Origin of the sequence: Granulicatella sp. HMSC31F03, from assembly GCF_001807725.1 — a bacterium.
Taxonomy (GTDB): domain Bacteria; phylum Bacillota; class Bacilli; order Lactobacillales; family Aerococcaceae; genus Granulicatella; species Granulicatella adiacens.
The window spans coordinates 97,228-120,614 of sequence record NZ_KV790866.1; the positions used below are offsets into that span (position 1 = coordinate 97,228).

Below are 23,387 nucleotides of genomic sequence, written 5' to 3' on the forward strand. Positions count from 1 at the left end.
TTTCCCCCAAAATTGTTCATTAAACAATCTTAAAGGAAAGGATACTAACTCTTAACTAGGTTTTTTTACAATTTTTGGATACTCTATTCGCGAATGGAATGTTCCGTTTAGAGAAGCCACAATATTTTTTTCTATAATGGACAACTCTTTCATCGTAATATCACATTCTACAAACTGACCATCTTCCAAGCGATTCATAATGATAGAATGAACCAAATTCTGAACTTTTTCTAAAGTAGGCTCTTTCATCGCTCGAGTTGCAGCTTCTGCACTATCTACAATATTAATGACCGCCGACTCTTTGGTCTGAGGTTTTGGACCAGGATATCTGAAATCCTCTTCGATTGCATCCGGATTTTCTTTTAGGGCTTCTGCATAAAAGTATTTCATCAAAGTAGTTCCATGATGTTCTGCACAAATATCAATTACTGATTTTGGTAATTGATGTTCTTTTAAGATTTCTACTCCTTTACGAACATGATCAAAAATGATTTCTTTTGATTCATAAGGTCCAATCATTTTATGCGGACTTTCCATATGAGCAGGCAAGTTTTCAATAAAGAAGAACGGGTGCTCAGTTTTTCCAATATCATGATAATAACTTGCTACTCGTGCTAATTGAGAATCTCCCCCAATTGCCTCAACACAGTTTGCTGAAATATTAGCCACCATTAGACTGTGGTGATAAGTCCCTGGTGCTTTTGTAATTAAATCTTTTAACAGAGGTTGATTTGGATTAGATAACTCTGCCCATAAAAGAACTGAACTATCTTCAAAAAGATAAGTTAAATATGGCATTAAAATGACTGGAATTACATATGATAAAAATCCACTAATCGCAGCAAATGCAAATAACCAACCAGATTGAGTAGAAACGAGTTCATAATTACTAAAAAATACAAACGGAATCATTAACGAAACAGGAATTACAATTTGTAGAAGTAATTGTTTAAACCAAGATAATTTTTTCCAATAAACTTCTTGAACAACTCCTAACCAAGCCGCAAGAGAAAAATAAACAGTTGTTAATGCTATTTCAGTATTGATATTGTCACTACCAAACATAAACCAGACTAAAATTGGATAAACTAACATCGCAATAATTGTAAAGAAAAATTTTGAGGTTAATTTATAAATAAGATAGATTAATCCAGCAATTGGAAAAGCAACACCAATGTAATCAATCCCTCTATTTTGCAAGAACGATAAAATTTTCAACAGTACAGCGCCCATTGAAAAAACAAAACTAAATACTGTTAATTCATTCAACCGGGTATCCCAGTCTTTACTTGAAACTCCCACTTTATATCGAAGCGAGAATACTAGTAGACTAACGATAAAGATTCCAAGGAAAATCAAGTAACTATAGAGTTGATGATAATTGTTTGTTGTCCCATTAATACCGAGTAATTCAAGAATACGTAAATCTTCTTGAGTAATAATATGCCCTTCTTGGATAAGCACTTGACCTTGAAGAATTCTAACGGTTGAGACGCTTTGCTTCGCATTCTCTTTTGCACTGTTGGTTGCATCTTTATCCACTACATTATTAGCAACAATGCTATTGGTTAACAATTGTCCTAATAATTCACGTTCTGAATCAGAGAATCCACCATTAAACAAAGATCTTTTTGCAACTTCTTGCGCTTGCAACAGATTAGAATCTGTAATAGAAGAAGCCATTTGTTCCTTCGTTGCGTCTTCTACAGCCTTCTCATAGCTCTCTATTTTTTCAGAACTAGCCGATAAAAGCTGAACAATAACACTATCTTTAATATACAAAGCAAAATCTCGAATGGCTTTATTTTCCCTATCTAAACTTTTCTTAAAATAGCTTAATCTATCTTGAATTGTAGCTACTTTTGTAGATGTTTCTCCAGTCGTTGTGGTAGTTGAATCTCCCCCAAATATTTCGCTTGATGATTTGGCCGCAACAGTTTTAATCGCTTGGAAAAACTGCTTTACTTTATCAATTTGTTGTTGTTGTTTGGTTTGGTCAAAAACATAAATATCTCCAATACCATCCATCGCCATTTGTTGATTTTTTGCGGTTTGCTCTTTATCCTCAATTGTTCTTGGAGAACGAATTGTTTCTTTAGCAACTTGATTTAACTCTAAAGAATAAGAAGTTGGTTGTACATTACTCCATCCTAAAATGAGTAACACTAAAAATGTCATCCCTAATAAAGCAGGTAGATAGAGCATTCCTAAAGTTTCTTGAAACTTACGGAGCTTTTGTCTCACTTTCTTCACCTCGTTCCTTTTCAGTTTCCGTTGGTGCTGAATATGCATTAATAATTTCAGATACGATTGGATGACGTACAACGTCTCCTGCATCAAATTCTACAAACGCAATTCCATTTATTCCTTTTAGCTTGCGTTCAGCATCTAAAAGACCACTGGCTTGATGTCCTTTTGGCAAGTCAATTTGAGACTTATCTCCATTGACAATCATTTTTGAACCAAAACCTAAACGAGTTAAGAACATTTTCATTTGCGCTCTAGTTGTATTTTGAGCTTCATCTAAAATGATAAATGAATCTTCTAGAGTACGCCCACGCATATACGCTAACGGCGCCACTTCAATGACTCCTCGTTCTAAGAGTCGATTCGTATGTTCCATACCGTATACGGTATAAAGAGCATCGTATAACGGACGTAAATATGGATCTACTTTTTCTTTTAAGTCTCCTGGTAGGAAACCTAAATTTTCACCGGCTTCAACGGCTGGACGAGTCAAGATTATTTTCTTCACTTCGCCTTTTTTTAATGCTTGAACAGCCATCACAACGGCAACGAACGTTTTACCCGTTCCGGCAGGTCCAATCCCAAAGACCACATCAGTCTTTTTAATGGCATGAATGTATTGTTGTTGCCCATATGTTTTGGCACGAATCGCTTTTCCTGCAAATGTACGGCCAATTTCTTCGTTATATAAATTAACAAAGTAATCCAAAGTACCACGTTTAGCCATCTTCACCGCAGTGATGATATCTGTTTTAGAAATACTAATCCCACGTGCAATCAAGTCTTGAAGCTGGTTTAGTAGTTCTTTAACTTGAGTAACATTCTCTTCTTCACCAGTAATAAAGAGTTGCTCCCCACGATGAGTGATTTGTACTTGGAATGAATCTTCAATAAAACGAATATTCTGATCTTGAGAACCAAATAATTGAATTAGTTGAGGATTATCGCTTAATTCAACACTTGCTTTTACGGTTTCTTTTTCCAATCAGTTATCCTCCAATCCACACTTATTTATTTAAGTGTGCTTTTACTTGTTCTTTAATGACATTACCGTCTGCTTGTCCTTTTAGAGCTTGCATTACGGCACCCATTAATTTACCGAATTCTTTTTGTGTTGTCGCTCCTACTTGTTCAGCGATTTCAGCAATTTTTGCTTGTACTTCTTCTAAAGAAAGTTGTGCTGGCAAATATTTTTCAACAATCACTAATTCACCTTGTGTTTTTTCAACTAGTTCTGGTCGATTTGCTTTTTCAAATTCAACAATTGAATCACGACGTTGTTTTGCTTCACGTGATAAAATTGTTAATTCTTCTTCAGCTGTTAGCTCTGATTTTTTGTCAATTTCAGCTGCCTGAATTGCTGTTTTAATCATACGTAAAACTGCTAACGTTTCTTTATCCTTTGCTTTCATCGCTGTTTTAATATCGTTGTTAATCGTTTCTTTTAATGACATTGTTCTCTCTCCATTCTTGTATTTCGTTTGATTGATAAAAAAAGACTGGGACCTATAGCCCCAGCCTGACATAGTCATATGATACACAGAGTTGACTAGAACTTGCGTTTACGAGCTGCCTCTGATTTTTTCTTACGTCTTACACTTGGTTTTTCATAAAACTCACGTTTGCGAGCCTCTTGTAAAGTTCCGGTTTTAGAAACAGTACGTTTGAAGCGACGAAGAGCATCATCAAGTGATTCGTTTTTACGAACAACTGTTTTTGACATATCCTATTCCCTCCCTCCGAGCATTTAAAAGTAACTGTTTTCTTTTGAATAGAATAACCAAACAAACGAAATGTCCTTTTTTTATTATAGGAAAGGTTCGCTAAAATGTCAATCAACTTCTATACTGCCTATGAACTTTTTTAGGAAAACCTTAATTTATGCTTTAGTTGCGCATTTTTCGCAAAGTCCAAAAATCTCGAATCGATGAGAGTGAATTTCACAACCTTCTAATTGATCTTGGAAGAAGTCCATTGGGCACATATCTATTTCTTTTGTACTACCACACTTTTCACAAATGAAATGATGATGATGCCCATGTGTTTGGCACCGGAATCTAAATAATTTCTCACCATTTAGTTCTGTTTCTTCTAAAATATTCAATTGTACAAAGGTATATAAATTACGATAAATTGTATCATAACTTAATTGTGGAAACTCTGAAGCAATTAACTCTTGCACCTGTTTTGCTGACAAGTAACGATTCGCATCATTTAAAATTTCAACCAATCGTTGGCGTTTATTCGTGTGCTTGTAGCCTGCTTCTTTTAGAATCTCTAATGCTTCTTCCACATGATTATGTGAGTGGTTATGATGATGTTCATGATGGTGCTCACAATGTTCGTGACCACAGCAATGATCGTGTGAATGCATATTATTTCCTTCTTTCTTGATTTAATAACTCTTCAATCCAATGTGAATCAAATTTTCCAGAACGAATCATTTCAATCTCTTTCTTGTATGGCGCAATCTGAACTTTATCTTCCACTTTAATCCATGGAGTTTCAAGAATTTTAGGGAGATTTTTAAATTCTGGGACTTGAATAACATTCATTAACGCATCAAACCCAATTTCTCCAAACCCAAAATTTTCGTGTCTATCTTTATGGGCACCCACAGGATTTTTAGAATCGTTGATATGAAGAACTTTAATGCGATCAAGTCCTACCGTTTTATCGAATTGTGTCAATACTCCTGATAAATCGTTTTTAATATCGTATCCAGCATCATGAACATGACAAGTATCAAATGTAACCGATAAGTGTTCATTGTACGTCACTCCATCAATAATACGAGCTAGTTCTTCAAACGTACGAGCTAACTCTGTTCCTTTTCCGGCCATTGTTTCCAAAGCGATTTGAACTGTTTGGTCTTTTGTAATTACTTGGTTTAGACCATAAATTATTTGATTCAATCCAACGTCAACACCAGCACCTACATGAGAGCCTGGATGTAAAACAACTTGTGTAGCTCCGACTGCTTCAGCACGTCTCAATTCTTCTTTCAAAAAATCAATTGCAAAATCAATATATCCTTCTTTTGTTGTATTGGCTAAGTTAATAATATAGGGAGCGTGAACGACTACTTCCTTGATTCCGTTTTCAGTCATAAATTTCTTGCCTATTTCAGCATTTAATTCTTCTATTGGTTTTCTTCTGGTGTTTTGAGGAGCTCCCGTATACACCATCATAACATTTGCCCCGTAACTAAAGGCTTCTTTAGCAGATCCTAATAGCATATCTTTACCGCTCATTGAAACATGAGATCCAATTAACATGTCAAACCTCCAATTTGCTCTTATTCTTTTTTATTGTACCTAATAAATTCGACTACAATCAAGTTCAAAGCAACTTTTTATACACAAATAAGGGTTTTATTGGTATAATGAATTAGAAATACTTAATTTTAAAGGAGTCTCTATGGATTCATTATTGCATTTATTTAAAAAGAAAAATACACAACAATTCATAGCTTTCATTTTTATATTATTAACACTTTGGTTAATTGCCTATCCATTAGTCAGTGAAAAAACTGCATCTACAAATGAAAACAATTCGCGTCAAACGGTCGTAGAGAATTCAAATACAAACTCTACCACACAGACATCCTCAAGAGTAAAAAATAAAATTGTTCAGTTTGCTGTAAATACTGGTTCTTCGAACGTGCAGGTTTATCAAAAGATGGATTCAAAGTCAATCCCAATAGGTGAAATCTCTCAAGGACAGTATTTATTGTCTCTACATAAACTAGACAACGGGTGGATACAAGTTCAGTATAATGAACAAGTTGGATATGTGGAAGAAAATGACAACATCTTACTAACAACCTTAATGAAAGGTTATGCAAATGGAGGTTTGAAGATTTATCAAACTGCCGAAAAAAACACTAAAGAAATTGGGATGATTCCCGATGGTGAGATTTTCTATCTTCTTGAAGATGTTTCCGATAAAACTTTAAAAATCCGCTATAAAGAGACTGAAGGATATGTAGATAGCGATTCTTCGAACTATACCATTGAATTAATACAAGAAATATTGAACAAACAAGCTGGGCTTCCAACGACTATTGATTCCAATAAAATGTTTGTAACGAAGCTAAAAGAAACTCCAATCTACTCTCAATCATCTATCACTTCAGATTTAATTGGAACGGTAGATAAAGGAACGCAATTTGTATATGAAGATAGAGAGGGAGATTTCTATAAAGTTTCTGTAGGCAATGGAAAATATGGATATATACCATATTGGTTAGTCACCGCAAACTTCGCAGGGATAGAAACAGATGACGCCCTCCCACAAGGAATTAAAAATGCAACTATTGTCATTGACCCTGGTCACGGCGGAGATGATCCTGGTGCTGTTGTAAACTTTAGTGAAAAACATGAAGCTGATCACACACTTTCGACTGCTTTCTTAGTTAAGAAAGAATTAGAAGCGTTAGGCGCAAAAGTTATTTTGACTAGAACTGACGATAGTTCCGTTTCCTTAGCAGATCGTGCTGAAATTAGTAATAAAAATAATGCCAATGCATTTATCAGTATTCACTTTGATTCTGCGGAAGTCGATAGCGCTAGTGGAACTACAACCTATTATTATAGCGATAAAAGTGAAAATCTCAGTCAAACCATTAATAAGTATTTATCACGTAACTTACCTCTTAAAAACCAAGGAAGCAGATTCCAAAACTTCATGGTATTAAGAGACAATGCTCGTCCATCTATTCTTCTAGAGCTTGGATACTTAAACAACCAAGGTGATAATAAAGTGATTTCTTCTCAAGAATATCAAGAAAATATCGCAAAAAGTATAGCAAACGCCCTAAAAGAATACTTCCAATAAACCAAAGAAGCGATGCTACTCCCTGTGGAATAGCATCGCTTCTTTTTATTTTAAAATAAATCATCAATCTCTTGTTGAGCCGTTTCAACGGCGGTTGTGTAATTGGCAGTAATTTCCTCAATCACTGTTCCTTCAACGGCTTCTCTAATTAACCCTTCTACATCAAGACGCGCTTCGTACTGACGAGCTTTTTCAAGTTTCGGTTTTGTCTTAGGACTTGGCGGTGCAAATACCGTACAACAATCCTCAAACGGTTGAATTGATAACTCGAATGTATCAATTTCTTCTGCAACTTTAATAATATCAAGTTTATCCATTGTAGCTACTGGACGAATAATTGGTGTATTTGTAACATCATTAATCGCCACCATGCTCTCTAATGTTTGAGAAGCCACTTGCCCCACCGATTCCCCATTAGCAATCGCAAGAGCTTTCGCATTTTTACGAAGCTCATCAGTAATTCGAAGCATAAAACGACGCATAATCGTCATTAAATACGCTTCCGGCACACTCTTCTTGATTTCCTCTTGAATTCTTGAAAATGGTACCGTTAAAAATTGAATACTTCCTCCAAAACGAGCAATTTTTGCTGCTAAAAGTTTTGTTTTCTCAAGCGCCTGTGGACTCGTATAAGGTGGGCTTGCAAAGTGCACGCATTGAATTTCCATCCCACGTTTCATTGCAAGATACCCAGCTACTGGAGAATCAATCCCCCCAGATAACATGAGCATCACTCGACCACTTGTTCCAACAGGAAGTCCGCCTGCCCCTGGGATGGTCTTAAGACTCACCATTAAGTGTTCACGGCGCACATCGATACGAACTGTAATATCTGGTTGTTTTAATTGAACTTTGATATCTGGAAATGCTTCAAGAACAGCATCTCCTAAGAATAGATTGATTTGATTCGTATCCATCTCGAATGTGTGATCCGAGCGTTTTGTCATAATTTTAAACGTCTTACCTTCAAGATCTTCTTGACTCAATAAGTCAAGAACTACTTTTTTAGCCACTTCCATATCTTTTTCAACAATATAGACTGGCGAAATAGATTGAATCCCAAAAATTGGTTTTACCTTTTCGATGACTGCTTCTTCAGGTGCTTCATGTAAATCTAAATACATAAAGTCATAATCAGGAATCACCTTTACCTGAGGAAAGTCTACTAAGGCTTTTTTAATATTTGACGCTAATTTTTGAGTGAACATTTTCTTGTTTCTACCCTTTGTAGAAAGTTCACCATAGCGAATCAAAATTCTAGTTTTCAAAGGTTTCCTCCTTTTATTTTAAAAACGAAAATTGTTTCATTAACTGATGCAGAACATTGATAAACTGTTCGACTTCTTCTTTTGTGTTGTCGTTTGAGAAGCTTACACGAACGGCACCTGTTGCCCATTCAGTTGGAACATCCATCGCATAAAGAGTGCTTGATGAATCTACTTTTTTACTTGAACAAGCAGAAGTCGTAGAAATATAAATGCCATGATTTTCAAAAGCATGGACAACCACCTCTCCACGAACGCCTTTAATAGCAAAGCATAATACATGACTTGCTCCATCTTCAGGTGAAAAGATGCGAATCTCTGGTTTTGTAGCAAGCTCTTTCCATAGTTTGCTACGAAGGTCTCCCGTAACTGACTTTTCTTCTTGAGCCATTCGCAGAGCTTTTGTTGTAGCTACAATTCCTGGAAGGTTTTCCGTTGTACTACGTTCTCCTTTTTCTTGTCCGCCACCTGTTAAGAGCGCTTGAATCTTACGTCCAAATTTCTTATACATAATCCCAACGCCTCTTGGTCCATGGAATTTATGCGCAGAAAGGCTCAACAAATCAATACGTCCAATGGCTAGCAGCTGACTTGCGCGTTCTACTGCTTGAACAGCGTCCACATGAAAATGAATCGATGGGTATTCTTCTAACACTTGTGCAATTTCCGTAATTGGCTGGATTGCACCAACTTCATTATTGACAGCCATTACACTCACTAGAATCGTATCTTTACGAAGGTTCTCTTTTAATTGGTCAACACTAACAATCCCTTTAGAATCGACATCTAAATAAGTCACTTCAAACCCGAAGCGCTCTAATTGCTTACACGTTTGAAGGACAGACGGATGTTCAATCTTTGTCGTGATGATATGCTTCCCAAATACGGATTTTTCTAAAGCTGTTCCTTTTATAGCCCAGTTATTCGATTCAGTTCCGCCTGAGGTGAAGAAAATCTCCTCAGGTAGAACGGATAATAAACTAGCCACTTGTGCTCTAGCTTTTGTCAACACTTGATAGGCATCGACTCCTAATTGGTGTAAGCTTGATGGATTTCCAAAGAACTTTTGGCTAACTTGAACATAGCTCGTTAATGCATCATCATAAATTTTCGTTGTTGCTGCATTATCAAAATAAATCATTCTACTATCCTTTCAGAATCTATTAGTTCGCAACGATGTTTACTAAACGCCCTGGAACAGCAATTACTTTACGGATTGTTTTTCCTTCGATGGCTGATTTCACTGCATCATGTTCTTTAGCTAGTGCTTCAAGAGCTTCAGCATCTGCATTCGTTGGAACCATTACGCGTGCTTTAATTTTTCCATTGACTTGGAAAATCACTTCTACTTCATCTTCCACTAATTTAGATTCATCGTAAGTTGGCCATGGTTCGTAACTAATTGATTCAGTAAATCCGAATTTACTCCAGATTTCTTCAGCCATATGTGGTGCTAATGGCGCAATCAATTGTACTAGACCTTTCATAAAGTCAAATGGTAATGCATCTGCTTTGTATGCTTCGTTGACGAAAATCATCATTTGAGAAATTGCGGTGTTGAAATGCAACTCTTCGAAGTCTTCTGTTACTTTCTTCACTGTTTGATGGTACACTTTATCCAATTTACCATCATTTAGTTTTGTAATACGGTCGCGCATTTTACCGTTGTCGTCGATCATCAATCTCCAGAAGCGATCTAGGAACTTACGGCTACCCTCAAGTCCTTTTTCACTCCAAGCAATCGATGCATCCAGTGGTCCCATGAACATTTCATAGACACGTAATGTATCCGCACCATATTCGCGAACAACATCATCAGGGTTTACAACATTCCCTTTAGATTTAGACATTTTCTCATTACCTTCACCTAGAATCATTCCTTGGTTAAATAATTTTTGGAATGGTTCTTTGTTAGGAACAACGCCTAAATCGTATAACACTTTATACCAGAAACGAGCATATAGTAAGTGAAGAACGGCATGCTCTGCACCACCAATATATAAATCAACTGGTAACCATTGTTTTACTTTTTCCGGATCCGCAATTCTTTCTTTGTTATGTGGGTCAACATAACGTACAAAGTACCATGAACTACCTGCCCATTGTGGCATTGTATTTGTTTCACGGCGACCTTTTTTACCTGTTACAGGGTCTGTTACATACAGCCAGTCTTCAATTGCAGCCAGTGGTGACTCACCTGTACCACTAGGACGAATTTTATCTGTTTTTGGCAATACTAATGGCAATTCAGATTCAGGAACAGTTGTCATTGTGCCATCTTCCCAATGGATCACTGGAATTGGTTCACCCCAGTAACGTTGACGAGAGAACAACCAGTCACGTAGACGATAGCTTACTTTTGCTGCTCCTACGCCATTTTCTTCAAGCCATGCATTCATTTTTGCGATGGCGTCCGCTTTATTCAATCCATCCAGGAAATCTGAATGAATATGTACACCATCACCAGTGTATGCTTCTTCTTCAACATTTCCGCCTTCAATTACTGGAATAATGTCTAATCCAAATACTTTTGCAAATTCATAGTCACGCTCATCATGAGCTGGAACGGCCATAATGGCACCTGTACCATAAGTACTTAATACATAGTCTGCAATCCAGATTGGGATTTCTTTTCCATTCACTGGGTTAATCGCATACGCTCCAGTGAATACCCCTGTTTTTTCTTTAGAAAGTTCTGTACGTTCTAAGTCGGATTTCGTAGAAACGGCTGCAATATAAGCATCCACTGCTTCTTTTTGTTCAGGAGTGACAATCTTTTGAACCAATTCGTGTTCTGGCGCTAATACATTGTAAGTCGCTCCAAATAATGTGTCCGGACGTGTCGTGAACACTTCAAAACTTTCGTCTGTTCCTTTTATATTGAAACGAACTTGAGCCCCTTCTGAACGGCCAATCCAGTTACGTTGCATATCTTTAATACTTTCAGGCCAATCTAGATCATCCAAATCTTCTAATAGGCGGTCTGCATATGCTGTAATTTTCAACATCCATTGTTTCATTGGTTTACGGTAAACTGGATGTCCTCCACGTTCACTCTTACCATCGATAACTTCTTCGTTAGCAAGTACTGTTCCAAGCGCTGGACACCAGTTCACTGGAATTTCAGCTTCATATGCAAGTCCCATTTCCACTAATTTAGTGAAAATCCATTGTGTCCATTTATAGTACTCTGGATCTGTTGTGTTAATTTCACGGTCCCAGTCATAACTAAAACCTAATTCATTAATTTGACGTTTGAAGTTTGCTACGTTTACTTTCGTGAATTCTGCCGGATCATTTCCTGTGTCCAGAGCATATTGCTCTGCAGGAAGTCCAAACGCATCCCATCCCATTGGATGAAGAACATTGTACCCTTGTGCACGTTTCATACGAGAAACGGCATCTGTTGCTGTATAACCTTCTGGGTGACCTACGTGAAGTCCTTGTCCTGATGGATACGGGAACATATCTAATGCATAGAAGTTTTTCTTAGAAGAATCTTCTGTTGTTTTGAATGTATGATGTTCTTTCCAATATTTTTGCCATTTTGGCTCTATTTCAAGATGATTAAATGTCATCTGATTCACTCCTTTCAAAACAAAAAACGCCCCACCTGTCACTGACAGATAGGACGCAATACGTGTTACCACCTAAACATTTTACTCTTCTTACCTGTAACGCTGGCGAAGCGGAAACTCTTACTAATCCTTCAGAGTTCGGCTAAAAAGGCGAGTTCAGTTTATCGAATTGATGCATTTTCACCAACCATGCACTCTCTACAACTTTCAAAGAAACTTACTATTCCTCTTTCTGCTTTTGTGAGTATTATTCTAGCAGATTATTTTGAAACTTTCAACACTTGACCAACTCGGATAACATTTGAAGTTAAGCCGTTTAGAGCTTTTAATTGTTCTAATGAAAGTCCGTAAGTTCTAGCAATACGCCATAACCCTTCTCCTGCTTTAACTGTATGAGTTTTAGCACCAGAAGAAACGGATTGTGTTGATGAATATGAAGTAGTTGCTTGTGCTGAACCTGACAATACTAATTGTTGACCTGGACGAATCGTACTAGTTTCTGATAATCCATTCACTGAAAGTAATGTTCTTAATGAAATTCCATGGTTATGTGCAATACGATATAAAGTATCTCCTGCTTTTACAGTATAGGTCCCTGAAGTTGAAGTTGCTTGACTAGCGGTACTTACTGGAGTAGCAACTGTTGTACTTGAAGTTCCTGAAACGTTTAGTGTTTGACCAGGACGAATCACTGAAGATTGAGATAGTCCATTTAATGATAATAACGAACTCAAGCTCACACCTGAACGACGAGCAATACTATATAATGTATCCCCTGCTTTTACAGTATAGGTCCCTGAAGTTGATACTACTGAAGATGCGCTATTTGTTTTAGTACTTACTGGAGTTGAGAAGTTTCCTTCTGATTGACTCACTGTTAAACTTTGACCAGGATAAATGATAGATGTTTGAGATAAACCATTTAAGGTTAATAATGAATTTAAACTCATTCCTGAACGACGAGCGATACTGTATAAAGTGTCTCCCGCTTGGACAACATAGTTTCCACCGCTTGTACGAGCTGTAGAAGTAGATGTTCTAACTACTGTAGAAGAAGCTTCACCACCAACTACACGTAATGTTTGTCCTGGGCGAATGATACTTGATGTAGAAATTCCATTGGATGAAATTAATTGCGATAAGCTCATCCCAAATTTACGGCTGATACCATATAGGGTATCACCAGCTTTTACGGTATAAGTACCATTTGCTTTTGAAACAGATGTAGTACTTACAGGAGTTGATACTACTGTATTAGTAGTTTGTTTTGTATTATTTCCTAATGATAAAGATTGTCCTGGACGAATCACTGAATTTAATGATAATCCATTTAAAGACAATAATTGATTTACACTAACACCCGATTTACGGCTGATAGCATATAATGTATCCCCTGCTTGAACAGTATATTGTCCTCCAATTGAAGATTTCTCTTCAATTGACGCTGCGATAGCCGTAGCAGTTCCATTATCATATTTTGTCAATCCAAATTGTTCAATAATGCGGTTTAATTTAGCATAATACGCAGTGTCCGTTGCATAACGGCCAGTTAAATAACGTGTAGCATCTTGATAGCTATTTGTACGGCTCTTCCATGCACCAGAATAGAACATTGGAGCTCCTTTAATCCCATTAACAATTTTATCTACATAATCATCCATTGATTCTTTGTATGATGGATATTTTCTAAAATTATCATGAATACCGTAGTAGTTTTGCGCTCCGGCATCTTCTAAAGTATACATATTGACAGATTGACCATTATAGTTCCCTTTTACACCAAATAAGTTATGGTTTGGTTCAGAAGCTAACGCACTTGTTCCCCATGCAGATTCTAGAGCTGCCTGTGCGATCATTACTGAAGTATAGACATCTTTACCTTCAGTAGCTTGTTGAGCTGCTGGAATAATCTTATTTAAGAATCGTTGTGCAGGAGTTTGTACTTGATTCGTAGGTACAGTATATGCATGAGATTTTGGCGCTAATGCTAAACCTGCTACTGTAGTTGCTCCAACGACAGCAACTGTCTTTTGTAAATTTTTATTAGCAGCTTTTAAAGCCTTCATTTGATTTTCTTTTTTTAAACGTAAATATCTTTCGTGTTTTGTTTCTGTCATCCTTTTATCCTCCATCTAAAAACTAATTCGTAATCCATTATAGTAGGATAAAATTGAATGTGTAGGGGAACGTTGCGCGAACACGCAAAACGTCGTATACTCTTAATATCCGTAAAAAATATGTAACAAATTGTAAAATTTTACTTAAGAGGTGTTTATTTTGAAGAACGCTCAACAATTTAGCCACGAAATGATACTTTCCGCAAATTTAGAAAATGGACTATTTATCGACGCAACCGCAGGAAATGGACATGACACACTTTTTTTGGCACAACATATAGATTCGACTTCAAAAATTTTATCTTTTGATATTCAAGAAACAGCTATTTTACAAACAAGACAATTATTACAAAAATATGACTTAGCCCCAAAAGTGACTTGTATTCTAGACTCTCACGCGAACATTTCAAACTATTTAGAACCAGAGGAGCGTGTTAGATTAGCTATTTTTAATCTTGGTTATTTACCTGGAAGTGATAAAAAAATCATCACAATTCCCTCTTCCACTCTTGAAGCCATCCAAATTTTGCTTGGACGACTAGAGAAAAATGGAAAAATAATCATCGTTTCCTACTATGGTCATGACGGTGGGTTAGAAGAAAAGGATGCTGTTGAAGAACTCATTTCAGCTCTTTCTCAAAAGGAATGGTCCGTTTTAAAATATCAATTTATCAATCAAATCAACTGCCCACCAATTTGTTATGTCATAGAAAAAAAGTAGAAAATTATCATATATGATAATTTTCTACTTTAAATGAAAAGCCAACCTCATTGAGGTTGGCTTTCTTCATGATCGTTTAAGCAAAATAAGCTTTTAACTCTTCTACTTTATTCAGTTGTTCCCATGGAAGTTCAATATCTGTTCTACCAAAATGACCATAAGCTGCAGTTTGTTGATAGATAGGTCTACGTAAGTTTAGTGTTTCAATAATTCCTTTTGGAGTTAAGCGGAACTCTTTACGAATGACTTCAATGATTTTATCTTCTGGTACGTAGTTAGTTCCAAAAGTATCTACAGCAATCGAAACTGGTTGTGCTACTCCAATCGCATACGCTAATTGAATTTCACATTTTTCAGCAAGACCTGCTGCAACAACATTTTTTGCGATATAACGTGCTGCATAACTTGCAGAACGGTCTACCTTTGTAGAATCCTTACCAGAGAAAGCTCCACCACCATGACGTGCATAACCACCGTAAGTATCTACGATAATTTTACGTCCAGTTAATCCTGAGTCTCCAACAGGTCCACCAATAACGAATTTACCAGTCGGATTAATGAAGTAACGTGTTTCATCGTCAAGTAATTCAGAAGGTACGACTGGTTTTACAACATACTCAAGTACGTCCTTTCTGATTTGCTCTTGAGAAATCTCTTCATCATGTTGTGTACTTACAACAATTGTATCAATACGTTTTACTTTATGTTCAGGAGTATATTCAATTGTTACTTGAACTTTTCCATCTGGACCTAAGTAATCTAATTGTTTCTCTTTACGAACTTTTGCCAGTTGATAAGCTAACTTATGACTTAAATCAATTGGCAGTGGCATATAAGACTTCGTTTCATTTGTAGCGTAACCAAACATTAAACCTTGGTCCCCTGCTCCAAACTCTTCAGATTGTCCACGAGTTTCTAATGCATCGTCAACCCCCATTGCAATATCTGGTGATTGCTTGTCTAAAGAAACCATAACCGCAACTGCATCAGCATCGTATCCATACTTGCGGTCAGTGTATCCTATTTTACGAATCGTATCACGAGCAACTTGTTGGTAATCAACTACCGCACTCGTTGTGATTTCTCCTACTAAAACGACTAAACCAGTATTTACTACTGTCTCACAAGCTACACGAGCAGTTGGATCTTGAGCAAGAATGGCATCTAAAATACCATCACTAATTTGGTCTGCAACTTTATCGGGATGTCCTTCTGTTACGGATTCCGATGTAAATAAAATTTTTTCCATTTCTTTTTCCCCCATTCAATTCCGGTTACAAGGCATCTACACATGGTGCATCCTTTCGGGAATATCATTTTTAACTTTTCCTATTATAGCACTTTTAAAAAAAAATGATAGTAAAATCAATTATCATTAAGAACTGAATGGAAATTTGTAATCGACTTAAATACAAATTTTAAACTTAATAAAAAAGCCTAAGTATAGACCTAGGCTTTACATATTAAATCATCATTAATTTGTTTCTTTACGAATCACTACAAATGAAGTCACTAAGAATAAACCAGCTATTAAAACTAGAATATTATAATTCGAAGTACCAGTATTTGGCAATTCTGGTTTTTCTTCGGTTGTTGTAGTGTTCTCTGTCGTTTCAACAGTACTTGGGACTTCTGTTGTCGTTGAAGGAGACTCTGTTGTAGTCGTTACTGTTGTAGACTCTTCAGTTGTCGTGGTTGACGTTGTAGTTGTAGAAGTCGTAGTAGTTGTTGTGGTTGTTGTAGTCGTCGTTGTTGTTTGTTCTTTTGGATTCACAATTGTTTTTGTAACTGTTCTATCAGCTGCAAAATCAGCAATATTTACATCTGTTTCAGGTGTTTCAATTTTATATCCTGGAAGTGTTTCAACTTCTGTAAGTGTATATTTATCTTTTAATAATGAAGGTACCGTGATATTTCCATTAGAATCAGTGACATATTCTCCTATTACTTGATTATTTCTTAATCGAGTCAGTTTAAACTTTACTCCAGCTAATGGTTTATTTTCATCATCTACTTTATGAACATTAATGGTGAATACATAACCTATTCCAGAACCTCCAGCTACTTGCACAGCAGAAGCATTTGTAACTTCTTTTTGAACAATTCCCTTCGCTTTTAATTTCGCATCATTTTTCAACAGTTCTCCGTCTAAAGGAGAATAGTTTAATCTGACATCATATGATATACGATATTGATCTGTTTCACTAATATCTCCTAGTTCAGCAACAAAAGACTTTCCATCTGCACCAAAAGTAACTTTATGTTGACTTGTGACATCTGTTCTGTCTGTGAATTGCCATTCACCATTTACGTAATTAAATTTTCCTTTATAAATTCGAAAACTATCTTTCACATAAGAAGCATTATGGTATTGTAATTGATCTTCTATTGTAACTTCTTTTAAATTCTGCTTTGTTCGGTTAATAGAAATATTGTAGGAAACAGTTTTATAGTCTGTATTGTTTACCCAACTAGTTTTTGTGAAAAGTGTTGGATTTCCATCTCCAATGCCTTTAAATTTGATTTTTCCAGCGACTTTTGTTTCTTTGTTTACACTTAGATCTATCGAAATCTCTCCAGCTTGTGGATGTTTTTTGAAATCTACTCTAGCATAGAAGAAGAATTTACCGTTTGTATCTGAATGCTTTTCTACATAATCTGTATACTCTAAGGTTAAAGTTTTATTATTGGCATCCACCGTTGCATGTGCAATCACTTCTTTTGTATTAACATCTCGAATTTCAAAGCTAGTTGAAGTAATAATCAATGCATCAGGAACTGTTAAAATCGTTTTGTCTCCTGCTTTAACATCCTTATCGCTTAAATCAAATGTAGCATTAATTCTAAAAGTAGCCCATTGTGCTAAATCCCAGTCCAACTTTCCGCCTTCATTATTAGAGATACTTAAACTAGTTATGGCATCAGCTAAATTACCAGTAACTGTCGGAGAGGTATCCGCAGAAGCATTTCGTGAAGTTAAGGAGAAGAGTGCTGCTAAAAATACTAATAAGAACGATAAAAAGGTGATTTTTCTGGTTTTTTTCATATTTAATCCTCTTTTCTTGATTTGCTGGTAATAAATCAATGATTTATATGTTCATATTATCACATTAACACAACAATTAACATAGTATAATTGTTAAATATTCGATATATTCACATTTTCATCAAATGAAAAATTGAACAAAAATAGAAAAAGTTTTCATTGATTTCATATAAAGAAATAGTTTTCTTTTCAAAAGACGTAAAAACGCCTTTAAATCCCCTCATCTTGACAAGAACGGCATTATTCCATATCATTAAACTATAATTAAGAATGAGGTATTTTTATGAACAACGAACCACAGTCTATGTCCGTTTCGAACATCTTACATCAACTAACCTCTCCTTGGCTGAATTTTATTTTAGCTCCTTTAGGTTATTGTTTAATCGGACTTCTTCTTGCTGTAAGACAACAACAATTTCACTTTACTCATTTTTCAGTATTGTTTTTGTTCTTTGTCATTATTTATTTGCAAGAAAATTCATTTAGAAAATTTGCTAACCATCCAGAAATGAAAAGATGGATTTTTATAGCTATTACAGACATACTGTTACTTTCTCTTCTAGTCTATTTTTATCAAAATGTAGCTTTAAGAATCGTTCTTCTTTTACTTTTAATAGTGATTCTGAACCACGGTCACTTGTTTGAATTGAAGACAAATGATATGTTTTATATTTATCATTCTTTTTTAAATAGTATTTCAAAATATTATTTGGGGAATTTCATCACTTTGTTTATTTTAAGTGGCGCGGTTTCTAAAGAAATTGGCATTCAATTATTCCAATATATTTTATTTGGATTATATGTTTCTCATGTTAAATCACGTTTGGTCGAAATTAGAGAAGGAAAAAGACACTATGGTCCAGTAGTCGCAATTTGTACTGTTTTATTTAATCTTTCTTGGCTAATTGGAACAATAATCTACTTTGTCTGGTACCTAGGCTCTTTCAGTGTTCTGGGAACGATTTTATTCTCATTATCCTTATTGATTCCAATTTTATATCAAATATACTATCGAAAAGAATTTTCTGTTAATCGACAATTTACATACTTACATTGGTATTTAATTGTAATGTCATTTTTATATGGATTTTTCTTTATCATTTAAAAAAACGTTGGACATTGTCCAACGTTTTTTTAAACTTCTTTTTGACCATATGCACAAAGATCTAACAATGGACATCCCTCACACTTGGGACTCCTAGCCGTACAATGATATCTTCCAAAGAAAATCATCCAATGATGAGCCTTTCCCCATTTAATCTTAGGTAACTTTTTACATAAGGTTTCTTCAACCTCAAGAACGGATGCTGACTGTTTACAAATCTGTAATCTTTTGCTTACTCTTTCCACATGAGTATCTACAGCAAAGGCTGGTAAGCCAAAAGCAACACTTAGTACAACATTTGCTGTTTTTCGCCCTACACCAGCAAGCGAAACCAATTCTTCTCTTGTTCTTGGAACTTCACCATTATATTTTTCAACAAGTTGCTGGGCACAAAGTCTAATATTTTTGGCTTTATTTCGGTATAATCCTAATGATTGAATACACTCAATTACAACTTCTTCTTCACTATTTGCTAGAGCATGAGCAGTGGGATAAATTGCAAAAAGTTTCGGCGTCACTTTATTAACGCCTTTATCTGTAGCCTGTGCACTTAAGATCGTTGCAATTAAAAGTTGAAAAGGTGTTTCATGATTCAATTCACAGTGCGCATCAGGAAATAGTTTTTCCATTCTCTCTACTGCTTCAATAGTTTTTGCTTTCGATAACATAAATCACCTTTTCGTCCAATGAATCATCGGTACTTTAGTTTTATCCAGTGGACTAGCTTGTAGTTCAACTTGATTATTTTTGATTCGACTCTTTTCAGTAGCAAGCTGTTGTAAAGTTTTAATTCCTTTTCGATGCCAACTCAAAAGAATCTTATCCATATATTTAATCGTGAAGACCTGATTTAATACACATTCCTTTAATGCTGCAATAATAATTTCTTGTGGATAATGATCCTGGTGAATCCAACTAGATACATTCTGAATTTCAAAAGAACTAAGTGGTCTGCCAAATTCCTGTTCAATTAAAGCTAACAAGTTAATATCAGACTGTTTTTGCTCTTTATTTTTAATGGAATGTTGCTTATATGCAATCTCTAATTGTTGCATTAAAGGTTTAAAACTGTAATAGTCTACCTTTTTCTCATTGTTAGTTTCTCTTTGTTGAATCACTAAAACTTGTCTATCCATTAAATGTTGAATAATTCCAAATAATTGTTTTTCATCCAGCCCAAATGTTTTACAAGTTTCTTCTACATTTAAAACGAAGTATTCTTCTGTATGCCTTTGTAGTAGCCAAGAAATTAACAAACATTCATCCGCATTTAATTGTAAATGCCGATAGTACTGAATCAAAACATTAGGTACGGTTGTGGAACCACTAAACATCCAATGCTCTTGGAATGTTAATGCCATTCGATTTCCTCCCTCTTCTAAAAAAGAGCCAACGACTCTTGTCAGCGGCTCTTTTATATTCATTTTATTATTTATGGGTAAATACGGTTTAATAAACGTGGGAATGGGATCGCTTCACGAATATGTTTCGTACCAGCTACAAATGTTACCATACGTTCTAGACCAAGTCCGAATCCTGAGTGAGGCACTGAACCGAATTTACGTAAATCTAAGTAGAATGCGTAGTCATCTGGATTTAATCCATTTGATTTAATTCTGTCTAATAATTTATCGTAGTCCGTTTCACGTTCACTTCCTCCGATAACTTCCCCATATCCTTCCGGAGCAAGTAAGTCCGCACATAATACACGACTTTCATTTCCAGGAACTGGTTTCATATAGAAAGCTTTAATTTCGGTTGGATAGTTGATGACGAATGTTGGAACACCAAAGTGGTTTGAAATCCATGTTTCATGTGGTGAACCGAAGTCATCACCGTGTTCTAAGTGTTCGTAACCTGTATCTTCGTCATTTTCGTGCGCTTGTAACAAATCAATCGCTTCATCGTATGTGATACGTTTGAACGGTTCGCTAATATATTTCTTCAATAATTCAGTGTCACGTTCAAGAGTTTCTAATGCATGAGGTGCACGGTCTAGTACGCCTTGAATTAATGCTTTAACGTATGCCTCTTGTAAGTCTAATGACTCGTCATGTGTTAAGTATAAATACTCCGCATCCATCATCCAGAACTCAGTTAAATGACGACGAGTTTTAGATTTTTCTGCACGGAATACTGGCCCAAAGTCGAATACACGACCAAATGCCATTGCTCCAGCTTCTAAATATAATTGACCAGATTGTGTTAAAAATGCTGGTTCTCCAAAGTAATCCGTTTCGAATAATTCTGTAGAATCTTCTGCCGCATTTCCTGAAAGAATTGGACTATCGAATTTAATGAATCCATTTTTATCAAAGAATTCATACGATGCGTAAATAATCGCATTACGAATTTCCATAATAGCATGTTGTTTTGTTGAACGTAACCATAAGTGACGGTGGTCCATTAAGAAGTCAGTACCATGCTCTTTTGGAGTAATTGGGTATTCATGACTCTCACCGATTAACTCGATGTCTTTTACTAATAACTCATATCCTAATTTAGAACGAGTATCTTCTTGTACAACACCTGTTACGAATACAGAACTTTCTTGAGTTAATCCTTTTGCTAATTCAAAAGTTTCTTTATTTACATCAGCTTTCACTACAATTCCTTGGAAATAAGCTTTTCCATCACGCAATTGTAAGAATGCGATTTTTCCGCTAGAACGTTTATTGGTAACCCAGGCACCAATTTTAACGGTTTGTCCAACGTAATCTTTTGCTTGATTCATTGTTATAGTTTTCAAATTATCCCTCTTCCTTTACAAATATGATTCAATAAATTCTTTAATACGATTTGCTGCTTCTCTTAACTCTTCTTCGCTACTAGCGCAGCTAAGCCTTAGAAAGCCATTGCATCCAAAATTTTCTCCAGATACAGTAGCCACTCCAGCTTCTTCCAAAAGTTTTAAAGCAAATTCTTCTGACGAGGCAACACCAACAATATGCATGGCTGTTTTTATATTCGCAAATAAATAGAAAGCTCCTTTAGGCTTTTCACACTTGATTCCTTGAATTTCGTTCAGAAGTTGATGAAACAAGTTAATCCTTAATTGAAATTTTTCACGCATCTGCGACTTAACGACTTCCATATCTTCATCAAATGCACGAATAGCCGCATATTGAGTAACCGCAGCAGGATTGCTAGTTGTATGGCTTGTAAGGTCATTTAAAGCTCTAATAACTTTTTGAGGACCAAAAACATATCCTAAACGCCAACCTGTCATGGCCACAGATTTCGATAAACCATTTACAATAAGTGTATTATCAAAAATTTCCTTCGATAAGCTTGCCATACTAATTGAATCTTCACCATACACTAATTCATAATAAATTTCATCTGCGATTACAAAAATGTTGTGTTCTAATGCCCAATTTCCAATAGCGAATAGCTCATCTTTTGTATAAAGGAGCCCGGATGGATTCGATGGCGCATTTAATAACAAGAGTTTTGTCTTTTCAGTCACATATTCATTTAGTAAGTCAATCGTTACTTTAAATGAATTTTTTTCTTTAGTTTCAATATATACTGGAACACCTTCTGCTAATTGAACTTGCTCAGCGTAACTAACCCAATAAGGAATTGGAATTAATACCTCATCTCCAGCGTCAACTAAAGTCATGAAAACTGAATACAAAGCAAATTTCGCTCCTGAAAAAGTAGCTACTTGATTCTTTTCTAAACGTATTCCATCTCTTCGATAATGATAATCACAAATCGCTTGGCGTAAAGAATCTATTCCTAACGCAGGAGTATAGTGATCCGTTTCGTGGCTTTTTAAAGCAGTAATGGCTGCATCTGTGATTTGTTCTGGAGTATTGAAATCTGGTTCTCCAATCGAAAGACTAATAACCTTCCGACCTTTCTCCTTTAATTCTCTAGCCTTTTGAGTCATTGCTAAAGTCCCTGACGGTAAGATTCTTGATACTCTATTTGAAATTTTTACCATAAATCACCAATTTCTATATATTCTCAATATCTTTAATCCATTGTCCATTCTGAGCCGAAATATAGTAATAACCAATTCTTTGATTATTCATTCTATAATTCACTTCCCATACTGGCTCTCCGTTCAAAATACCCATTCTCGCTTCTAAAACCTCGACATCTGGTTTTGCTTGAGCCGTAATGGAACGTGCCTCTTCTTCGTTAACCACTGCAGATTGCTGAAGGATGGTCACTTCTCCCCCTTCTTCAGGAGTGATCGCATAAATTGCTTTTCCTTCAGTGTCTTCACCCATAATCGTGTAGTAAGTTTTATCATTATTAAACCAGTAAAACTTAGTTACTTTAGAAAACTCCACTTTTGGAGCCATTAATGTTAGTGCTTCGTTACGTTTTTTTATTTTTGGATCAACACTCGTTAAAAAGATTTGTGCGCCAGCTAAAAATAATAGAAATAAAGTGAGCAATAGAATAAACATTGATTTTCTTTTCATCAATTTCTCTCCTCAACTCAAACTTTC

At 35.7% G+C, this 23,387-nt stretch carries 20 protein-coding genes, 1 riboswitch and 1 other annotated feature; of the genes, 3 read left to right on the top strand and 17 right to left on the bottom strand.

The window, feature by feature from the left end:
* Positions 1–51: 51 nt before the first annotated feature.
* The 6 genes from HMPREF3106_RS06925 to HMPREF3106_RS06950 all read right to left on the bottom strand — a co-directional run bounded on the left by HMPREF3106_RS06925 (position 52) and on the right by HMPREF3106_RS06950 (position 5,525).
* Positions 52–2,244 (bottom strand): HD family phosphohydrolase, encoded by a 2,193-nt coding sequence (locus tag HMPREF3106_RS06925; RefSeq protein WP_246827550.1) that lies wholly within the window; start codon positions 2,242–2,244, stop codon positions 52–54.
* A complete protein-coding gene (locus HMPREF3106_RS06930; protein WP_070445362.1) occupies positions 2,225–3,232 on the bottom strand; it encodes a PhoH family protein in 1,008 nt (335 codons plus the stop codon). The genes HMPREF3106_RS06925 and HMPREF3106_RS06930 overlap by 20 nt, the downstream gene beginning before the upstream one ends.
* 22 nt (positions 3,233–3,254) lie before the next feature.
* On the bottom strand, positions 3,255–3,701 hold the full coding sequence (locus HMPREF3106_RS06935) for a GatB/YqeY domain-containing protein (protein ID WP_070437111.1): 447 nt from the start codon (positions 3,699–3,701) through the stop codon (positions 3,255–3,257).
* A gap of 95 nt (positions 3,702–3,796) precedes the next feature.
* Positions 3,797–3,970: a 30S ribosomal protein S21 gene (gene rpsU, locus HMPREF3106_RS06940; protein ID WP_005605651.1), complete on the bottom strand. Its 174-nt coding sequence runs from the start codon at positions 3,968–3,970 to the stop codon at positions 3,797–3,799.
* A 156-nt stretch (positions 3,971–4,126) separates the two neighbouring features.
* On the bottom strand, positions 4,127–4,540 hold the full coding sequence (locus HMPREF3106_RS06945) for a Fur family transcriptional regulator (protein WP_070445421.1): 414 nt from the start codon (positions 4,538–4,540) through the stop codon (positions 4,127–4,129).
* 82 nt (positions 4,541–4,622) lie between these two features.
* Positions 4,623–5,525, bottom strand: a complete 903-nt coding sequence (locus HMPREF3106_RS06950; RefSeq protein WP_070445365.1) for a deoxyribonuclease IV — start codon at positions 5,523–5,525, stop codon at positions 4,623–4,625.
* Between the two features lie 142 nt (positions 5,526–5,667).
* Here HMPREF3106_RS06950 and HMPREF3106_RS06955 point away from each other — a divergent pair, with 142 nt between their 5' ends.
* Complete coding sequence (locus tag HMPREF3106_RS06955; protein ID WP_070445368.1) at positions 5,668–7,086, top strand: N-acetylmuramoyl-L-alanine amidase; 1,419 nt, start codon at positions 5,668–5,670, stop codon at positions 7,084–7,086.
* A 50-nt stretch (positions 7,087–7,136) separates the two neighbouring features.
* Here HMPREF3106_RS06955 and thiI read toward each other — a convergent pair whose 3' ends face one another.
* From thiI to HMPREF3106_RS06975, 4 genes are all read right to left on the bottom strand, one after another.
* A complete protein-coding gene (gene thiI / locus HMPREF3106_RS06960; RefSeq protein ID WP_070445371.1) occupies positions 7,137–8,354 on the bottom strand; it encodes a tRNA uracil 4-sulfurtransferase ThiI in 1,218 nt (405 codons plus the stop codon).
* Positions 8,355–8,367: 13 nt separating this feature from the next.
* Complete coding sequence (locus HMPREF3106_RS06965; protein WP_070445374.1) at positions 8,368–9,492, bottom strand: cysteine desulfurase family protein; 1,125 nt, start codon at positions 9,490–9,492, stop codon at positions 8,368–8,370.
* A 22-nt stretch (positions 9,493–9,514) separates the two neighbouring features.
* Positions 9,515–11,929, bottom strand: coding sequence for a leucine--tRNA ligase (leuS, locus tag HMPREF3106_RS06970; protein ID WP_070445377.1), 2,415 nt, complete (start codon positions 11,927–11,929; stop codon positions 9,515–9,517).
* A gap of 46 nt (positions 11,930–11,975) precedes the next feature.
* Positions 11,976–12,171, bottom strand: a binding site (T-box leader).
* A gap of 18 nt (positions 12,172–12,189) precedes the next feature.
* Entirely contained in the window at positions 12,190–14,046 is a 1,857-nt protein-coding gene (locus HMPREF3106_RS06975) for a LysM peptidoglycan-binding domain-containing protein (RefSeq protein ID WP_246827552.1), read from the bottom strand.
* A gap of 151 nt (positions 14,047–14,197) precedes the next feature.
* Here HMPREF3106_RS06975 and HMPREF3106_RS06980 point away from each other — a divergent pair, with 151 nt between their 5' ends.
* Complete coding sequence (locus HMPREF3106_RS06980; protein WP_083281627.1) at positions 14,198–14,767, top strand: tRNA 5-(aminomethyl)-2-thiouridylate-methyltransferase MnmM; 570 nt, start codon at positions 14,198–14,200, stop codon at positions 14,765–14,767.
* A 76-nt stretch (positions 14,768–14,843) separates the two neighbouring features.
* Here HMPREF3106_RS06980 and metK read toward each other — a convergent pair whose 3' ends face one another.
* Together metK and HMPREF3106_RS06990 are read right to left on the bottom strand one after the other, a co-directional pair.
* Positions 14,844–16,016, bottom strand: a complete 1,173-nt coding sequence (gene metK / locus HMPREF3106_RS06985; protein ID WP_070445427.1) for a methionine adenosyltransferase — start codon at positions 16,014–16,016, stop codon at positions 14,844–14,846.
* Positions 16,014–16,095: riboswitch (SMK box riboswitch) on the bottom strand. Its footprint overlaps the gene before it by 3 nt.
* Positions 16,096–16,241: 146 nt before the next feature.
* Positions 16,242–17,813 (bottom strand): LPXTG cell wall anchor domain-containing protein, encoded by a 1,572-nt coding sequence (locus tag HMPREF3106_RS06990; protein WP_070445383.1) that lies wholly within the window; start codon positions 17,811–17,813, stop codon positions 16,242–16,244.
* A gap of 283 nt (positions 17,814–18,096) precedes the next feature.
* Here HMPREF3106_RS06990 and HMPREF3106_RS06995 point away from each other — a divergent pair, with 283 nt between their 5' ends.
* Positions 18,097–18,918: a hypothetical protein gene (locus HMPREF3106_RS06995; RefSeq protein ID WP_070445386.1), complete on the top strand. Its 822-nt coding sequence runs from the start codon at positions 18,097–18,099 to the stop codon at positions 18,916–18,918.
* A 29-nt stretch (positions 18,919–18,947) separates the two neighbouring features.
* Here the strand turns inward: HMPREF3106_RS06995 and nth are convergent, their stop codons facing one another.
* The 5 genes from nth to HMPREF3106_RS07020 form a co-directional block, all read right to left on the bottom strand.
* Positions 18,948–19,586 (bottom strand): endonuclease III, encoded by a 639-nt coding sequence (gene nth, locus HMPREF3106_RS07000; RefSeq protein WP_070445390.1) that lies wholly within the window; start codon positions 19,584–19,586, stop codon positions 18,948–18,950.
* Between the two features lie 3 nt (positions 19,587–19,589).
* On the bottom strand, positions 19,590–20,279 hold the full coding sequence (locus HMPREF3106_RS07005; RefSeq protein WP_070445394.1) for a DnaD domain-containing protein: 690 nt from the start codon (positions 20,277–20,279) through the stop codon (positions 19,590–19,592).
* A 71-nt stretch (positions 20,280–20,350) separates the two neighbouring features.
* The gene (gene asnS / locus HMPREF3106_RS09440) at positions 20,351–21,652 is read right to left on the bottom strand and encodes an asparagine--tRNA ligase (protein WP_070445430.1); all 1,302 of its coding nucleotides are present in this window, start codon (positions 21,650–21,652) and stop codon (positions 20,351–20,353) included.
* A 30-nt stretch (positions 21,653–21,682) separates the two neighbouring features.
* Positions 21,683–22,870: a pyridoxal phosphate-dependent aminotransferase gene (locus HMPREF3106_RS09445; protein WP_070445397.1), complete on the bottom strand. Its 1,188-nt coding sequence runs from the start codon at positions 22,868–22,870 to the stop codon at positions 21,683–21,685.
* A gap of 13 nt (positions 22,871–22,883) precedes the next feature.
* Positions 22,884–23,360 carry a cell wall elongation regulator TseB-like domain-containing protein gene (locus HMPREF3106_RS07020; protein WP_070445400.1) on the bottom strand — a complete coding sequence of 159 codons (477 nt, stop codon included), beginning with the start codon at positions 23,358–23,360 and terminating at the stop codon, positions 22,884–22,886.
* Positions 23,361–23,387: the final 27 nt, after the last annotated feature.

Excerpts from the sequence above, each read along its gene's own strand:
- HMPREF3106_RS06935 (WP_070437111.1), bottom strand. The coding sequence starts at position 3,701 with ATGTCATTAAAAGAAACGATTAACAACGATATTAAAACAGCGATGAAA.
- rpsU (WP_005605651.1), bottom strand. The coding sequence starts at position 3,970 with ATGTCAAAAACAGTTGTTCGTAAAAACGAATCACTTGATGATGCTCTT.
- HMPREF3106_RS06950 (WP_070445365.1), bottom strand. The coding sequence starts at position 5,525 with ATGTTAATTGGATCTCATGTTTCAATGAGCGGTAAAGATATGCTATTA.
- HMPREF3106_RS06955 (WP_070445368.1), top strand. The coding sequence starts at position 5,668 with ATGGATTCATTATTGCATTTATTTAAAAAGAAAAATACACAACAATTC.
- HMPREF3106_RS06965 (WP_070445374.1), bottom strand. The coding sequence starts at position 9,492 with ATGATTTATTTTGATAATGCAGCAACAACGAAAATTTATGATGATGCA.
- leuS (WP_070445377.1), bottom strand. The coding sequence starts at position 11,929 with ATGACATTTAATCATCTTGAAATAGAGCCAAAATGGCAAAAATATTGG.
- HMPREF3106_RS06975 (WP_246827552.1), bottom strand. The coding sequence starts at position 14,046 with ATGACAGAAACAAAACACGAAAGATATTTACGTTTAAAAAAAGAAAAT.
- metK (WP_070445427.1), bottom strand. The coding sequence starts at position 16,016 with ATGGAAAAAATTTTATTTACATCGGAATCCGTAACAGAAGGACATCCC.
- HMPREF3106_RS06990 (WP_070445383.1), bottom strand. The coding sequence starts at position 17,813 with ATGAAAAAAACCAGAAAAATCACCTTTTTATCGTTCTTATTAGTATTT.
- HMPREF3106_RS06995 (WP_070445386.1), top strand. The coding sequence starts at position 18,097 with ATGAACAACGAACCACAGTCTATGTCCGTTTCGAACATCTTACATCAA.
- nth (WP_070445390.1), bottom strand. The coding sequence starts at position 19,586 with ATGTTATCGAAAGCAAAAACTATTGAAGCAGTAGAGAGAATGGAAAAA.
- HMPREF3106_RS07005 (WP_070445394.1), bottom strand. The coding sequence starts at position 20,279 with ATGGCATTAACATTCCAAGAGCATTGGATGTTTAGTGGTTCCACAACC.
- asnS (WP_070445430.1), bottom strand. The coding sequence starts at position 21,652 with ATGAATCAAGCAAAAGATTACGTTGGACAAACCGTTAAAATTGGTGCC.
- HMPREF3106_RS09445 (WP_070445397.1), bottom strand. The coding sequence starts at position 22,870 with ATGGTAAAAATTTCAAATAGAGTATCAAGAATCTTACCGTCAGGGACT.
- HMPREF3106_RS07020 (WP_070445400.1), bottom strand. The coding sequence starts at position 23,360 with ATGAAAAGAAAATCAATGTTTATTCTATTGCTCACTTTATTTCTATTA.